This is a genomic window from Serratia sp. CY47444 (assembly GCF_052168635.1).
GTDB lineage: Bacteria > Pseudomonadota > Gammaproteobacteria > Enterobacterales > Enterobacteriaceae > Serratia > Serratia bockelmannii.
The window spans coordinates 88,988-105,088 of sequence record NZ_JBJNMH010000007.1 but is presented as its reverse complement, the minus strand read 5'-3'; the positions used below and the strand labels follow the sequence as shown (position 1 = coordinate 105,088).

General features: G+C 60.3%; 14 protein-coding genes. 1 reads left to right on the top strand and 13 read right to left on the bottom strand.

What is annotated here, in order from left to right:
• Nucleotides 1-78: 78 nt before the first annotated feature.
• Genes murG through mraZ form a run of 10 tightly spaced genes read right to left on the bottom strand, consistent with a single transcriptional unit; the run spans nucleotide 79 to nucleotide 11,101 of the window.
• Complete coding sequence (gene murG / locus ACJ8IL_RS11830; RefSeq protein WP_004932773.1) at nucleotides 79-1,143, bottom strand: undecaprenyldiphospho-muramoylpentapeptide beta-N-acetylglucosaminyltransferase; 1,065 nt, start codon at nucleotides 1,141-1,143, stop codon at nucleotides 79-81.
• Between the two features lie 3 nt (nucleotides 1,144-1,146).
• Nucleotides 1,147-2,349: a cell division protein FtsW gene (ftsW, locus tag ACJ8IL_RS11825; protein WP_442516555.1), complete on the bottom strand. Its 1,203-nt coding sequence runs from the start codon at nucleotides 2,347-2,349 to the stop codon at nucleotides 1,147-1,149.
• Entirely contained in the window at nucleotides 2,346-3,665 is a 1,320-nt protein-coding gene (gene murD / locus ACJ8IL_RS11820; RefSeq protein ID WP_049204793.1) for a UDP-N-acetylmuramoyl-L-alanine--D-glutamate ligase, read from the bottom strand. The genes ftsW and murD overlap by 4 nt, the downstream gene beginning before the upstream one ends.
• A gap of 2 nt (nucleotides 3,666-3,667) precedes the next feature.
• Nucleotides 3,668-4,750, bottom strand: a complete 1,083-nt coding sequence (mraY, locus tag ACJ8IL_RS11815) for a phospho-N-acetylmuramoyl-pentapeptide-transferase (protein WP_004932782.1) — start codon at nucleotides 4,748-4,750, stop codon at nucleotides 3,668-3,670.
• Nucleotides 4,744-6,105 (bottom strand): UDP-N-acetylmuramoyl-tripeptide--D-alanyl-D-alanine ligase, encoded by a 1,362-nt coding sequence (gene murF, locus ACJ8IL_RS11810; RefSeq protein ID WP_342095840.1) that lies wholly within the window; start codon nucleotides 6,103-6,105, stop codon nucleotides 4,744-4,746. The genes mraY and murF overlap by 7 nt, the downstream gene beginning before the upstream one ends.
• Nucleotides 6,102-7,589, bottom strand: coding sequence for a UDP-N-acetylmuramoyl-L-alanyl-D-glutamate--2,6-diaminopimelate ligase (gene murE / locus ACJ8IL_RS11805; RefSeq protein WP_197811548.1), 1,488 nt, complete (start codon nucleotides 7,587-7,589; stop codon nucleotides 6,102-6,104). Before murE ends, murF begins: the two co-directional genes overlap by 4 nt.
• On the bottom strand, nucleotides 7,576-9,339 hold the full coding sequence (locus ACJ8IL_RS11800) for a peptidoglycan glycosyltransferase FtsI (protein WP_004932790.1): 1,764 nt from the start codon (nucleotides 9,337-9,339) through the stop codon (nucleotides 7,576-7,578). Before ACJ8IL_RS11800 ends, murE begins: the two co-directional genes overlap by 14 nt.
• Before the next feature lie 42 nt (nucleotides 9,340-9,381).
• Nucleotides 9,382-9,702, bottom strand: a complete 321-nt coding sequence (gene ftsL, locus ACJ8IL_RS11795; protein ID WP_015376645.1) for a cell division protein FtsL — start codon at nucleotides 9,700-9,702, stop codon at nucleotides 9,382-9,384.
• Nucleotides 9,699-10,640 carry a 16S rRNA (cytosine(1402)-N(4))-methyltransferase RsmH gene (gene rsmH / locus ACJ8IL_RS11790; RefSeq protein ID WP_025301565.1) on the bottom strand — a complete coding sequence of 314 codons (942 nt, stop codon included), beginning with the start codon at nucleotides 10,638-10,640 and terminating at the stop codon, nucleotides 9,699-9,701. The genes ftsL and rsmH overlap by 4 nt, the downstream gene beginning before the upstream one ends.
• A gap of 2 nt (nucleotides 10,641-10,642) precedes the next feature.
• The gene (mraZ, locus tag ACJ8IL_RS11785) at nucleotides 10,643-11,101 is read right to left on the bottom strand and encodes a division/cell wall cluster transcriptional repressor MraZ (RefSeq protein ID WP_025159638.1); all 459 of its coding nucleotides are present in this window, start codon (nucleotides 11,099-11,101) and stop codon (nucleotides 10,643-10,645) included.
• A gap of 863 nt (nucleotides 11,102-11,964) precedes the next feature.
• Here mraZ and ACJ8IL_RS11780 point away from each other — a divergent pair.
• Nucleotides 11,965-12,405: an L-alanine exporter AlaE gene (locus ACJ8IL_RS11780; RefSeq protein ID WP_025301564.1), complete on the top strand. Its 441-nt coding sequence runs from the start codon at nucleotides 11,965-11,967 to the stop codon at nucleotides 12,403-12,405.
• Between the two features lie 37 nt (nucleotides 12,406-12,442).
• Here the strand turns inward: ACJ8IL_RS11780 and cra are convergent, their stop codons facing one another.
• The 3 genes from cra to ilvI form a co-directional block, all read right to left on the bottom strand.
• Nucleotides 12,443-13,447 (bottom strand): catabolite repressor/activator, encoded by a 1,005-nt coding sequence (cra, locus tag ACJ8IL_RS11775; protein WP_025301563.1) that lies wholly within the window; start codon nucleotides 13,445-13,447, stop codon nucleotides 12,443-12,445.
• Between the two features lie 218 nt (nucleotides 13,448-13,665).
• Nucleotides 13,666-14,157, bottom strand: a complete 492-nt coding sequence (gene ilvN, locus ACJ8IL_RS11770; RefSeq protein ID WP_004932806.1) for an acetolactate synthase small subunit — start codon at nucleotides 14,155-14,157, stop codon at nucleotides 13,666-13,668.
• Between the two features lie 2 nt (nucleotides 14,158-14,159).
• On the bottom strand, nucleotides 14,160-15,878 hold the full coding sequence (gene ilvI, locus ACJ8IL_RS11765; protein WP_043135936.1) for an acetolactate synthase 3 large subunit: 1,719 nt from the start codon (nucleotides 15,876-15,878) through the stop codon (nucleotides 14,160-14,162).
• Nucleotides 15,879-16,101 lie beyond the last annotated feature (223 nt).

Sequence of the window (16,101 nt, the reverse complement as noted above, 5' to 3'; positions counted from 1 at the left end):
CTCTAATCCGGATCCGGTACCCCGGCCCTACATCACATTGCTTTTATTCAGGTTCGGCGCGCCGAACCCCTGCACTCGTTACTTGGCGAGCCGCACCAGCTCCGCCGCCACGCGCTCGGTGGCATCCGGAATGGCGACCGCACGCGCTTTCTCGGCCATGGCCAGCAGCGTCTTGCGATCCCAACTCGCCAGCAGTTCGGCCACCACATCGGCGTTAAACTGCGGCTGTTCGATAATCTTCGCCGCGCCGGCTTCTTCCAGCGGACGCGCGTTCCAGTACTGCTGACGATCCTTGTGCATAAACGGCACGAAGATCGCCGGCAGCCCTGCCGCCGCGATTTCACTGACGGTCAACGCGCCGGAGCGGCAGACCACCACGTCGGCCCAGGCATAGGCGGCGGCCATGTCGTCGATGAACTCGGTCACTTTGTGCTGCGTCTGCCCTACCCTTTCGTAGTCGCGCAGCACCGTTTCCAGCGCGCCCTTGCCAACCTGATGCCAGAGCGTAATTCTATCGCCCAAACGCGCCGCGACTTCAGGAACTGTCTGATTCAGCACGCGGGCGCCCTGACTTCCGCCAATCACCAGCACGCGGATCGGGCCTTCGCGCCCTTGCAACCGCTCTGCCGGCAGTGGCAGCGCCAACACGTCGGTACGCACCGGGTTGCCCACCACCTCGGCGTTCGGGAACGCGCCGGGGAAGGCCTGCATCACTTTGGCGGCGATGCGCGCCAGCCAGCGGTTGGTCAAACCGGCGATGCCGTTCTGCTCGTGCAGCACCACCGGGATGCCGCACTGCCAGGCTGCCAGGCCGCCGGGACCGGAGACGTAACCGCCCATTCCCAGCACCACATCCGGCTGATAGCTGCGCATAATGGCTTTTGCCTGACGCACCGCCTGCCAGATCCGCAGCGGTGCGGTCAATTGAGCCTTCAGGCCCTTGCCGCGCAGGCCGGAGATGCGGATAAAATCGATCTCGATCCCGTGCTTCGGCACCAGATCGGCTTCCATTCGGTCTGCGGTTCCGAGCCAGCGCACCTGCCAGCCCTGCGCCATCAGATGATGCGCGACCGCCAGCCCCGGGAACACGTGCCCGCCGGTACCGCCTGCCATCACCATTAAACGCTTAGGTTTCCCGCTCATCCCTTACCTCTTCACAAACGCCTGAGCCTTGGTCAGGCGCGTTTCATAATCAATTCGCAGCAACAGCACGATCGCCGACGACATAATCAGCAAGCTCGAACCGCCGTAACTGATCAGCGGCAGCGTCAGACCTTTGGTCGGCAGCATGCCCGCGGCGGCGCCGACGTTAACCAGCGCCTGGAAGCTGAACCACACGCCGATCGCGCAGGCCAGGAAGCCGGAGAAGCGTTGGTCGATCTCCAGCGCGCGGCGCCCGATGGACATCGCGCGAAAAGCGACGAAGAATACCATTAACAGGGCTAAAACCACACCGATATAGCCCAGTTCTTCCCCCAAAATGGAGAAGATGAAGTCGGTGTGCGCTTCCGGCAAATACTCCAGTTTCTGCACCGAGTTGCCGAGCCCCTGCCCCCAGAACTCGCCGCGGCCGAACGCCATCAGCGACTGGGTCAGCTGGTAGCCGCTGCCGAACGGGTCGGCCCACGGGTTCCAGAACGACGTCACGCGGCGCATACGGTACGGTTCCGCGATGATCAGCAGCACCACGGCGAACACGCCGGAGCCGATGATCGCCAGGAACTGCCACATTTTCGCGCCGGCCAGGAACAGCATCGCCAGCGTGGTGATGAACAGCACCACCACGGTGCCGAGATCCGGCTGCGCCAGCAGCAGCACCGCCAGCACCACCATCACGCCCATCGGCTTGCAGAAGCCCCAGAAGTTGCTGCGCACCTCTTCCACCTTGCGCACCAGATAGCTCGCCAGGTAGCAGAACAGCGACAGCTTGGACAGCTCCGCGGGCTGAATACGCAGCGGGCCAAGTGCGATCCAACGCGAGGCCCCGTTTACCGAGCTCCCCACCACCAGGACGATCAGCAGCATCACGATCGACATCAGCAGCATCACGTTGCTGTAGCGCTGCCAAATTTCCATCGGGATGCGCAGCGTCACCAGCGACAGGCCGAACGCCAGGCCGAGGTACAGCGCGTCACGTTTGGCGAACAGGAACGGATCGTCCGCCAGGCGTTGGCCGATCGGCATCGAGGCCGAGGTCACCATCACGAAGCCGATGATCGCCAAGCCGAAGGTCAACCACAGCAGGGTGCGATCGTACAGCACCATGTTGACCGCGTCGTTGTCGCGCGCGCCGGTCACCCAGTCTTTCAGCCGTTCTGTCAGCCCGAAGTTCGGCAAGCGTAGTTTCATCCGCCAAGCTCCTGCGCCAGGCGGGCGAACTCATCGCCGCGCACTTCAAAATTACGGAACTGATCGAGGCTGGCGCAAGCCGGCGACAACAGCACCATATCGCCGGGCATTACGCGGCCGGCGATGGTGCGCATCGCCTGCTCCATGGTCTCGGTCAACGTCGCCACTTCCGGCCGCAGCTGTGCCAGCTGAGCGCCGTCACGGCCAAAACAATACAGACGCACGTTGTCGCCCTGCAGATAGCGCGCCAGCGGCGAGAAATCGGCGGACTTGCCGTCGCCGCCCAGCAGCAGATGCAGCGTGCCGTCCACCTGCAGGCCGTTCAGCGCCGCTTCGGTGCTGCCGACGTTGGTGGCTTTGGAATCGTTGATCCAACGCACGCCGTTGTGCTCCCAGGCCAGCTGGAAGCGGTGTGCCAGGCCGGTGAAGGTGGTCAGCGCCTTCAGGCTGGACGCACGCGGGATATTGACCGCATCCGCCAACGCCAGCGCCGCCAGGGCGTTGGTGTAATTGTGGCGGCCGGTCAGCTTCATTTCGCGCGTATTCAGCACCTTCTCACCGCGCACCCGCAGCCAGGTTTCCCCCTGCTGGCGGTTCAAGTGATAGTCGCCTACGTCCGCGCCGAAGCTGACACAGCGTTCGTCGGCGCCGCGCACCGGCATGGTCAGCGCGTCGTCCGCGTTCACCACGCACACCGCGGCGTTTTCATACACGCGCAGCTTGGCACCGCGATACTGCTGCAGACCGAACGGATAGCGATCCATATGATCTTCGGTCACGTTCAGGATGGTCGCCGCCGCCGCCCGCAGGCTATACGTCGTTTCCAGCTGGAAGCTGGACAGCTCCAGCACGTAAAGCTGACATTCCTGACGCAACAGGCTCAGCGCCGGCAGGCCGATATTGCCGCCCACGCCCACCGCCCAACCGGCGGCTTTCGCCATCTCACCCACCAGGGTGGTGACGGTGCTCTTGCCGTTGGAGCCGGTAATCGCCACGATCGGCGCCTGCGCCTCGCGGCAGAACAGTTCGACGTCGCCGACGATTTCGACGCCGGCGTCAGCCGCGGCGCTCAATGCCGGGGTCGCCAGCGCGACGCCCGGGCTGGCGACGATCAGATCCGCCGCCAGCAGCCAGTCTTGATTCAGATCGCCCAGATGGCGCTCCACGCTTTCAGGCAGTTTGTCCAACCCTGGCGGCGCGATACGGGTATCCATCACGCGCGGCGTCACGCCGCGCGCCATGAAGAAATCGACACAGGACAGGCCGGTGAGGCCCAACCCGATGATGACGACTTTTCTACCCTGATAGTCTGCCATGATTAACGCACCTTCAGCGTTGCCAGGCCAATCAGCACCAGCATCAGCGAAATGATCCAGAAGCGCACGATCACGCGCGGTTCCGGCCAGCCTTTCAATTCATAGTGGTGGTGAATCGGCGCCATGCGGAAAATGCGTTGTCCGCGCAGCTTGAACGACCCCACCTGCAGGATCACCGACAGCGTCTCTACCACGAACACGCCGCCCATGATCACCAGCAAGAACTCCTGGCGCAGCAGCACCGCAATGGTGCCCAGCGCGCCGCCTAGCGCCAGCGAACCGACGTCGCCCATAAACACCTGAGCCGGGTAGGTGTTGAACCACAGGAACCCGAGGCCGGCACCGACGATGGCGGTACACACGATCACCAACTCACCGGCATGACGCAGATACGGAATGTGCAGGTAGTTGGCGAAGTTCATATTACCGGTCGCCCAGGCCACCAGCGCGAAGCCGGCCGCCACGAATACCGTCGGCATGATCGCCAGGCCGTCCAGGCCGTCGGTCAGGTTGACCGCGTTGCTGGTGCCGACGATGACGAAATAGGCCAGCAGGATGTACAGCAGGCCCAGCTGCGGCATCACGTCCTTAAAGAACGGCACAACCAGCTCGGTGGCTGGCGTGTCTTTTCCTACGGCGTACATGGCGAATGCGACAATCAGCGCAATCACCGATTGCCAGAAATACTTCCAGCGGGCGATCAACCCTTTGGTGTCCTTACGCACCACCTTGCGGTAGTCGTCGACGAAGCCGACGATGCCGTAACCCACCAGCACAAACAGCACGCACCAGACATACGGGTTGGACGGGTAGGCCCACATCAGCACCGAAATGGTGATGGAGGTCAGGATCATGATGCCGCCCATGGTCGGCGTGCCGCGCTTGCTGAAGTGCGACTCGGGGCCGTCGTTGCGCACCACCTGACCGAAGGACATTTCTTGCAGACGCTTGATCACCCGCGGGCCCATCCACAGCGACAGGAACAGCGCGGTCAGCAGGCTGACAATGGCTCGGAACGTCAGATAAGAAAAGACGTTGAAGCCTGAGTAATACTTGACCAAATGTTCGGCCAGCCAAACTAACATGGTGCTTTCTCCTGTAACGCGCGTACTACCTGCTCCATTGCGGCACTACGTGAACCTTTGATTAACACGGTGATGACCGCATGTTCCGACAGTAATTCCGCCACGCGCGCGATCACTGCTGTCTTGTCCTGATAATGTTCGCCGTTGCCGGAGGCTTCGCTCAGCACGCGGCTCAACCCGCCGACGCTGATCACTTTATCGACCCCGGCCAGGCGGGCGGCTTCACCCACCTGACGGTGGCACTCTTCCGCTTCTGCGCCCAGCTCGGCCATATCGCCGACCACCATCACGCGGTAGCCCGGCATTTCCGCCAGCACCTGCGCCGCCGCGGTCATCGACCCGACGTTGGCGTTATAGCTGTCGTCCAGCAGCAGCTTGCCTTCGGCCAGCGCCACCGGGAACAAGCGCCCCGGCACCGCCTGCAATTGTTTCAACCCCTGACGCACCGCTTCGAGCGTCGCGCCCACCGACATCGCCAGCGCCGTGGCCGCCAGCGCGTTGGCCACGTTGTGGCGCCCCGGCAGCGGCAGTGCGATCTCGGCGGTGCCGAACGGGCTGTGCAGCGTGAACTGCGTACCTGCGCCATTCACCCGCACGTTGTCCGCGAAGAAGTCCATACCTTCGGCGGCCTGCGGCGAGAAGCGCCAGACGGTTTTGCCGACCAGCATGCTCTGCCAGTGCGGCCAATCGTTGTTATCGGCGTTGATGATCGCCACGCCGTCGGCCGGCAGGCCGGTAAAGATTTCACCTTTCGCCTGAGCGACGCCGGCCAGCGAGCCGAAGCCTTCCAGGTGCGCCGCCGCCAGGTTATTCACCAAAGCGGTCTGCGGACGCGTCAATGCGGTGGTGTAAGCGATTTCGCCAATGTGGTTAGCGCCCAGCTCTATCACGGCAAAATCATGCTGCGGCTCCAGACGCAACAGCGTCAGCGGCACGCCGATGTCGTTATTGAAGTTACCGGCGGTATACAGCACTTCGCCGCATTCACGCAGAATGGCGGCGGTCATTTCTTTCACCGATGTCTTGCCCGAGGAGCCGGTCAGCGCCACCACGCGCGCCGGCACCTGCTGACGCACCCAGGCGCCAAGCTGCCCCAGCGCCAAACGGGTGTCTTCCACCACCAGCTGCGGCACGTCCACCAATAAGCGCTTACTGACCAGCAATGCCCCGGCGCCTGCGGCTACGGCATCCGCCGCGAAGTCGTGAGCGTCGAAACGCTCACCTTTCAGCGCCACAAACAGGCAACCGGCGGTCACCTTGCGGGTGTCTGTCGTCACCTCGACAATTTGGCAATCGGCGCCGATCGGTTCAGCGCTCAATACCTCAGCCAGTGTCTGAAGAGAGACAGGGATCATGCCAGCACCCCCAGCAGTCGGGCGACCGTCGTGCGGTCGGAGTAATCCAGGCGGCGGTTGCCCACCAGCTGATAATCTTCATGGCCCTTGCCCGCCACCAACACCACATCCTGCGCCTGCGCTTGCATGATGGCGCTGGTTACCGCTTCGGCGCGGCCGTGGATCACCAGCGCCTGCCCGGCGTCCAGCAATCCGGTCAGGATGTCGTTGATAATTGCGCGCGGCTCTTCGGTACGCGGGTTGTCATCGGTGATCACCACGCGATCGGCGAACTGCTCGGCAATACCGCCCATCAGCGGACGCTTGCCCTTGTCGCGATCGCCGCCGCAGCCGAAGACGCACCACAGCTGCCCCTGGCAGTGCAGGCGCGCGGCTTCCAGCGCTTTCTCCAGCGCATCCGGCGTGTGGGCGTAATCCACCACCACCGTCGGTTTGGCCGGCGCGTTAAACACTTCCATGCGGCCGCAGACCGGCTGCAGACGGCTGCCGGTTTCCACCAGCGCCTCCAGCGGATAGCCCAGCGACAGCAGCGTGGCCAAGGCCAACAGCAGGTTGCTGACGTTGAAAGCGCCCATCAGGCGGCTTTCGATCTCGCCGTCGCCCCAGCTGGAGCTGAAACGAACGGTGGCGCCGTTGTCGTGATAATCGACCGCCGTGGTTTTCAGCCAGCGGCCGTGGCCGCCCGGCTGCAGGTTGCCCTGCATCGTCACCGCTACCGCATCCGGCAGCTTGCCGAGCCAGCGCTGACCGACTTCATCGTCGGCGTTGATGATCGCCTGCCCCACGCTGTGGGCGGCGAACAGCGACCATTTGGCCGCCTCGTAATTGGCCATGTCACCGTGGTAATCCAGGTGATCGCGGCTCAGGTTGGTAAAGACCGCCGCGGCGAACGGCAGCGCCGCCACCCGGTGTTGCACCAGACCGTGGGAAGAAACTTCCATGGCGGCGAAGGTCGCGCCCTGTTCCGCCAACTCGTTTAATACGTGTTGAACATCCACCGCAGAACCGGTGGTATTCTCGGTCGGACACACCTGGCCCAGCAGGCCGTTGCCGACGGTGCCCATCACCGCGCTGGTTTCGCCCAGCAGTTGGCTCCACTGCGCCAACAGCTGCGTAGTGGTGGTTTTGCCGTTGGTGCCGGTCACGCCGACCAGGCGCAGACGCTCGCCCGGCTGGTGGTAAAAACGCCCGGCCAGCGCGGAAAGGCGCTGGTTCAGTTGGCTCAGGTAGATCACCGGCACGCCGTGCATCTCAACGATGGCGCCGTCTTCGGCCTGACCGTCAGCTTCGGCGATCACGGCGGCGACGCCCTGCGCGATGGCCTGCGGAATATAGCGGCGTCCATCCGTTTGATGGCCGACAACGGCGACAAACAGATCCCCGGCAGCCGCCACACGGCTGTCTAATGTCATTTCCCGCAGCGCGCGCCCGGGTGCCGTCGGCACCCACGGGGCGAGTAAGTCGCGCAAATTACGATCTGCCACCTGAACCCTCTTTCTTGTTAATCACTAATTCGCTTTTGTCACCGGTAGGCAACGCGTCAGGCTCGACGTTCATGGTGCGTAATACGCCGCCCATGATGGCGCCGAACACCGGCGCGGAGATTGCACCACCATAGTATTTCCCACCCTGTGGGTCGTTGATGACGACCACCAGGGCAAAACGGGGGTTACTTGCCGGCGCGACGCCGGCGGTATAAGCGATATATCGGTTGACGTATTTGCCGTCCGGGCCCACTTTTTTTGCGGTACCGGTTTTGATGGCGATACGGTACCCCTTGATGGCGGCTTTCACGCCGCCGCCGCCCGGCAAGGCCACGCTTTCCATCATGTGCACCACGGTGCGCACCAGAGGTTCAGGGAAAACGCGTTCGCCGGCGACCGGAGGGTCAACCTTGGTGATCGACAATGGGCGATACACGCCCAGGCTGCCGATCGTTGCATAGACTCGCGCCAACTGTAACGGAGTTACCATCAGCCCGTAGCCGAAAGAGAAGGTGGCCCTCTCTATGTCAGACCACCGTTGTTTTTTTGGGTATATGCCACTGCTTTCTCCGACCAGCCCCAAATTGGTCGCTTTTCCCAGCCCAAAACGAGAGTAAGTATCTACTAACGCTGAGGACGGCATCGCTAACGCCAGCTTTGAAACACCGACGTTACTCGACTTCTGCAAGATCCCGGTCAATGACAGCTCCGAGTACCGCGCCACGTCTTTGATCTCGTGGCCCTGGATGCGGTACGGGATGGTGTTCAGCACGCTGTTTTCTCTCACCACGCCGTTTTGCAGCGCGGTCATCACCACCATTGGCTTCACGGTTGAACCGGGTTCAAAAATATCGGTGATGGCGCGGTTACGCATGGTTTCTTTCGGCGTACCGGCCATGTTGTTCGGGTTGTAAGACGGGCTGTTGGCCATCGCCAGCACTTCGCCGGTGTTCACATCGATCAGCACCGCAGTGCCCGATTCGGCCTTGTTGAACGCCACCGCATTGTTCAGCTCGCGATACACCAGCGCCTGCAGGCGCTCATCGACGCTCAGCACCAGGTTGTGCGCCGCCTGGCTGTCGACGGAGGAGATGTCTTCGATCACCCGGCCGAAACGATCCTTACGCACCGTTCTCTCGCCCGGTTGCCCGGTCAGCCAGCGGTCGAAGCTCTTCTCGACGCCTTCGATACCTTGCCCGTCGATGTTGGTCACGCCGATGATGTGCGACGTCACCTGCCCAGCCGGGTAGTAACGGCGCGACTCCTGCCGCAGGTAGATCCCCGGCAGCTTGAGTTTGTGGATGTAGTCGCCGATCGCCGGGTTAACCTGGCGCGCCAGATAAACGAAGCGCCCTTTCGGGTTGGCGTTGATGCGGTTGGAGAGTTGGTCCAGCGGGATGTTGAGCGCATCGGAAAGCGCTTTCCAGCGGCTGTCCAGCGTGATGCCGCCGCGCTCGTTCAGCTCTTTCGGATCGGCCCACACCGCATTCACCGGCACGCTGACCGCCAACGGACGGCCGGCGCGATCGCTGATCATGCCGCGCGCGGTCGGCACTTCCTGCACGCGCAGCGAACGCATGTCACCTTCTTTCACCAGACGATCGGGGTTGATGACCTGCAGGTACGCGACGCGCAGCATCAGGCCAACCATCGCCAGCAAAATGCAGCCGCACAGCAACGCAAAACGCCAGCTGACAAAGCTGGCCTGATCTTCCTGGCGTCTCAACTTACCGGGGCGCGCTGCTTTCATGCGTTTCCTTTCTACTCCGTGTCATTATTCCGGTTAAACCATTCATTGTTTAACGATGATATTTTCCTGCGATGGATCAACGTGTTGCATCTGCAGTTTTTCTGTCGCGATACGTTCAACCCGGCTGTGATCGCCGAGGGCGTTCTCTTCTAAAATCAGGTTGCGCCACTCGATGTCCAGCGCATCGCGCTCCAGAACCAGCTGTTCGCGCTCGGCGGTCAGCAGGCGGGTGCGGTGCGCGGTAGTCACCACGAAAATCGCGGAGACCAGTGACGCAATCAGTAAAATCAGGGGGATCTTGGCGTTGCGCAGCAGATCGCCGCCAATGACCCCAACCAGACCGTGACGTTCGTTGCCGATCACGCGGGCATCCTCTCAGCAATACGCAGCACCGAGCTGCGCGCACGCGGGTTGTCCGCCACTTCCGCTTCCGACGGCATCATTTTGCCCAGCGCTTTCAGCGTTCGTCCGCCCATGCTGCGCAGTTGCTCTTCGGTCAACGGAATGCCCGCCGGCACCTGAGCGCCGCGGCTGTGGTGACGCATAAAGCGTTTGACGATGCGGTCTTCCAGCGAGTGGAAACTTATGATCGACAAACGGCCCTGTGGGGCCAGCACTTCCAGCGCGCCGTCGAGCGCACGCTCGATCTCTTCCAGCTCGCTGTTGATATAGATGCGGATCGCCTGGAAGCTGCGCGTCGCCGGATGCTTGTGCTTTTCACGGAACGGGCTGGCATCGGCAATCAGATCCGCCAACTCTTTGGTGCGCGTCATCGGCTCCACGCGGTTTCTTTCGACGATGGCGCGTGCGATGCGCTTGGCGAAACGCTCTTCGCCAAAGGTTTTCAGCACCCAGGCGATATCGTCCGCCTCGGCCTTCATCAGCCAATCCGCGGCGGACAGGCCGGTGGACGGATCCATGCGCATGTCCAGCGGACCGTCGCGCATGAAGGAGAACCCGCGCTCTGCGTCGTCAAGCTGCGGCGAGGAAACGCCCAGATCGAGCAGAACGCCGTCGATCTTGCCGACCAGTTCGCGCTCCCGCACATAGTGCGACAACTCGGAAAATGGGCCGTGTACGATGGTAAAACGAGGATCTTCAATAGATTTGGCGGCTGCAATCGCCTGAGGGTCACGGTCAATTGCCAGCAAGCGCCCTTCCGGCCCCAGCTGGGACAGAATCAGACGAGAATGGCCACCGCGACCAAAAGTACCGTCGATATATATGCCGTTGCTGCGGATGTTCAGGCCGTTGACGGCTTCGTCCAGCAGGACGGTGGTGTGTTTATAGTTTTCCAACATGCTTATAGCGACAAGTCCTGTAGCCGCTCAGACAACGGTTCCTGAGTCGACTGTTCAGCGTCAATATCATCCTTGACTTGTTGATACCAGGTCTGTTCATCCCACAGTTCAAACTTGTTGAACTGACCGACCAGCATCACTTCTTTTGTGAGCCCGGCGTGTTGCCGCAGCGTATTGGCAAGCAGCAAACGACCGGCACTATCCATCTGACACTCACTGGCATGCCCCAACAGCAGGCGCTGAACGCGGCGCTCGGCGGGATTCATGCTCGACAGACGTGATAATTTTTGTTCAATAATTTCCCATTCGGGCAAAGGATAAAGCAGCAGGCAGGGCTGATGGAGGTCAATGGTACAGACCATTTGGCCTTGCGATTCCTCGTTGAGCAATTCCCGATATCGGGTAGGTACGGCGAGCCGCCCTTTGCTGTCGAGGTTGACCATCGTCGCTCCACGGAACATTCCTGAGCTACCCCTTAGTGACCGTTTTCACCACTTTACCCCACAAATTCCCACACAATGGAGTTTACGGAGGGTATGAAAACCTTGTCAAGCCAGAGCGCCAGCGCTTTGGCAATATTTCTCTGGTCATTTTGGGAGCTGACTCGCGAAAGAAACTCTGATTATTCGACGATTAAAAATTAACACCATGATAAACGGAGAGAATTTTCTAAGCGGAAAGAATCTGATTAAAAACCTGACGAACTGGCGATTAATTAACTCATTACTTCCTTCTGCAAGCCATGTCTCATTTTTCAGCTCGGCAATCTCAGGGCTGTAACCGCTGCCGCCCCGCGCCCGCCAAGGCTCGGCGCCTGGCGAATCGACCGAAGAATAAGGCCATAACCCCTTGAGTTAATAACGCTCAATCGTTATTCACCGTGAAACTGCGCGCTATTTTACTTCAATTTGTCCCGCCATGATGAGAGCACGATAAAAATAAATGGCTCGGATATTACGAGCAGAAGTAATTTCGATTTAAATCAATTTGGTAAGATTATTCCCAAAATACCTGTTTACAATTATGGTTTCATTTTCTTACACCTTTATTTCCACAATTTTTGCCGGAAAAAAACCTCTTCAAACACCAAAAATCGCAACTGCATGTTTTTAATGAATTTATTTAAATTCACCGATTTTAATCTCCCTGTCCCATCCTGTGCCCCTGTTCTGCGGGACAAAAACCGAACAAATGTTAAAAATAAAAATTTAAATCCAGTTAAAAAACACAATACAGATTAGTACACTATATAAAGCGCAAAAACCAGAACTAACAACTACGAATAAATAATTTAACAGAACATTAACCAAAAAGGAGAGAGTGCATGCTTTCGCCCGCCCCTCACTGGCGTAGCGCCGCTGCCGATACGTTCGCACTGGTGGTGTACTGCTTTATCGCCGGCATGGCGATAGAAGTGTTGATCTCCGGCATGAGCTTCCAGCAATCCCTCTCTTCGCGCCTGCTGTCGATCCCGGTCAACATCCTGATCGCCTGGCCTTACGGCCGCTATCGCGATCTGTTTATCCGCACGGCACGCCGCTGCCCACGCGGCCAATTCCTACTGCGCAACCTCGCCGATCTGCTGGCTTACGTCAGTTTCCAGTCGCCGGTTTATGCCGCCATTCTGTGGAGCGTGGGCGCCGACGGCCAACAAATGCTGGCGGCGGTGACCAGCAATGCGCTGGTCTCCATGGCGATGGGCGTAGTGTATGGCTATTTCCTGGAATATTGCCGACGGCTGTTTCGGGTCGCGGGTTACGTCTAAACCAGGAGCCCGACAACGCGGGCTCCTGTAGAGCGGCCTATTTGCGGCTCAGGCTACCGCGGCGGAACAGATTACGGCGTATCCGCGTCAGTCCCGGTTTGGGTTTACGCGGTTCGTCCAGGCTGGCCAACACCAGCTCCAGCACGCGTTCGGCCACGTCGCGATGGCGCTGCGCTACCGCGAGCACCGGGCACTCCAGAAAATCCAACAGCTCATGGTCGCCGAAGGTGGCAATCGCCAGATCGGTCGGCAAACGGCCGCGTTGCTTCAGCGTCACGTCCATCACGCCCTGCAATAAAGAGAACGACGTGGTGAACAGCGCCTGCGGCATCGGGTGCGTTTTCAGCCATTCAGCAAACAGCGCGCCGGCGGCCTCACGCTCATAGCTGTTGGCGTACAGATAATCGACATGGCGAGGATCCTCTTGCCAGGCCTGACGGAAGCCCTGCTCACGCAGGAAGCTGACCGAAAGCTCCGGCAAGGCGCCCAGGTACAGTACCGACTCCGCCGGGAAGGTGCGCAGCTCCTGCGCCAGCGCAAAGGCATCTTCCTCGTCGGCCCCGACGACGCTGATGAAATGCTCGCGATCCAACGCGCGGTCCAGTGCGATGATCGGCAGCGGATCGTTGGCCCAGCGTTGATAGAAGGGGTGCTCCGGCGGCAAGGCGGTGGAAACGATGATGGCGTCCACCTGACGCTGCAGCAAGTGCTCGATACAGCGCATTTCGTTGTCCGGCTGATCTTCGGAGCAGGCGATCAGCAATTGATAACCACGCTGGCGCGCCTGACGCTCCAGGTAGTTGGCGATACGGGTATAGCTGGTATTTTCCAGATCCGGGATCACCAGACCGATAGAACGGGTGCGCCCAGCGCGCAGCCCTGCCGCGACGGCATTCGGGTGGTAGTTATGCTCCCTGACCACGGCCATCACTTTCTCGACGGTTTTATCGCTGACACGATACTGCTTCGCCTTGCCGTTGATGACATAACTGGCCGTCGTGCGCGAAACGCCCGCGAGACGCGCGATTTCATCCAGTTTCACATTAACCCCTTAATGACGCTGAAAATAGAAGTGAAGGCTGTGCTCGGATTAACCATGACATCCCGTGCGGTTATTCAATCCAGCCTCTGCGATCTAACAGCAGAAAACACTACCTAGCAACCGCTTTTGCCGAAAGGTGCCAGCAATCGGGCAAAAAAATGCCGAAAAACAAAGGGCGCAGCCATGCCGCGCCCCGATTATTCGCCACTAAACCGCGCTCAGCGCATGATTTTGTCGCCGCGCGACACGCCGACCACGCCGGAACGCGCCACTTCCACAATCTCCGCCACTTCACGCACCGCGCTCAGGAAGGCGTCGAGCTTGTCGCTGGTGCCGGCCAGCTGTACCGTGTACAGCGTCGCCGTCACATCGACGATCTGGCCGCGGAAAATGTCGGCGCAGCGTTTCACCTCTTCACGGCCATAACCGCTGGCCTGCAGCTTCACCAGCATGATCTCGCGCTCGACGTGAGCGCCTTGCACCAGCTCGCTGACGCGCAGCACGTCCACCAGCTTGTGCAGCTGTTTCTCAATCTGCTCCAGCACTTTCTCGTCGCCGACGGTCTGGATAGTCATGCGCGACAGCGTCGGATCGTCGGTCGGCGCCACCGTCAGGCTTTCAATGTTATAACCGCGCTGGGAGAACAGCCCGACCACGCGCGACAAGGCGCCGGATTCGTTTTCCAGCAAGACAGATAAAATACGGCGCATGATCAGGTCCTCTCCGTTTTGCTAAGCCACATTTCGTCCATGCTTCCGCCGCGGATCTGCATCGGGTAAACATGTTCGGTTTCATCGACGGTCACGTCGACGAACACCAGCCGCTCTTTTTCCGCCAGCGCCTGCGCCAGCTTACTTTCCAGCTCATCCGGCGTGCGGATGGCGATGCCGACATGGCCGTAAGCCTCGGCCAGCTTGACGAAGTCCGGCAGCGAATCCATGTAAGACTGCGAATGGCGGCCGGAATAAATCATGTCCTGCCACTGCTTCACCATGCCCAGATAGCGGTTGTTGAGGTTCACCACCACCACCGGCAGGTTATATTGCAGCGCAGTGGACAGCTCCTGAATATTCATCTGAATGCTGCCGTCGCCGGTCACGCACACCACGGTTTCTTCCGGCAGCGCCAGCTTGACGCCCAATGCCGCCGGCAGGCCGAAGCCCATGGTGCCGAGGCCGCCGGAGTTGATCCAGCGGCGCGGTTTGTCGAACGGATAATAGAGCGCGGCGAACATCTGGTGCTGGCCCACGTCCGAGGTGACGTAGGCGTCGCCTTTGGTCAGGCGGTGCAGGGTTTCGATCACCGCCTGCGGCTTGATGGTGCCGCTGTGCTTGTCGTAACCCAGGCAGTCGCGGGCACGCCACTGCTCGATAGACTGCCACCAGTCGCGCAGCGCATCGTGATCCTGCGCTTTCTCATCCTGCGCCAGCAACTCCAGCATTTGAACCAACACCTGCTTGGCATCACCGACGATCGGAATATCGGCGTCCACCGTTTTGGAGATCGAAGTCGGATCGATATCAATGTGCAGCACGGTGGCGTCCGGGCAGTATTTAGCCAGATTGTTGGTGGTGCGATCGTCGAAGCGCACGCCTACGGCGAAGATCACGTCGGCATGGTGCATGGTTTTGTTGGCTTCATAGGTTCCGTGCATGCCGAGCATACCGACGCTCTGACGATGGGTGCCGGGGAAAGCGCCCAATCCCATCAGGCTGCTGGTTACCGGCAGGTTCAGCTGCTCCGCCAACGACAGTAATTCAGCTTCACAACCGGCGTTGATCGCGCCGCCGCCGACGTACATCACCGGCTTTTTGGCCGCCAGAATGGTTTGTAACGCGCGTTTGATCTGCCCGCGGTGGCCCTGCACCGTCGGGTTATAAGAACGCATGCTCACGTCCTGCGGGTAGGCATAAGGCATCCGCACCGCCGGGCCGACAATGTCTTTCGGCAGATCGATCACTACCGGGCCGGGGCGGCCGCTGGAAGCCAGGTAGAACGCCTTCTTCAACACCGCCGGGATGTCTTCGGTGCGTTTTACCAGGAAGCTGTGCTTCACCACCGGGCGCGAAATCCCCACCATATCGCACTCCTGGAAGGCGTCGTAGCCGATCAGCGAGCTGGGCACCTGCCCCGACAGCACCACCATCGGGATCGAGTCCATATAAGCGGTAGCGATACCGGTAATGGCGTTGGTGGCGCCGGGGCCTGAGGTCACCAACACCACGCCCACTTCACCGGTGGCGCGCGCGTAACCGTCGGCCATGTGCACCGCACCTTGCTCGTGGCGCACCAGAATATGATCGATCCCTCCGACCGTATGCAGGGCGTCGTAGATATCGAGCACCGCCCCGCCGGGATAGCCGAATACATGCTTAACGCCCTGATCGATCAACGATCGGACGACCATCTCGGCTCCTGACAACATCTCCATGGGTTTGCCTCCAGGCTTGCTTATTCTTCTCTGGCGCCGGAACGTAGCGCCTGCTGCGGGGCAATGCCCCTAAATTTTTATGGGTTGTCGCTATCGAATTAACATAACGTCAGAAGATGGGGCAGGCAAACGGCAAAATGGCTTAACAGCGGCGGGGTTATTGCCAAGCGGCTGGAGATCGCGGCTTTATAAAAACAATGCGCTAGCCCCAGAGGCGTCAGGC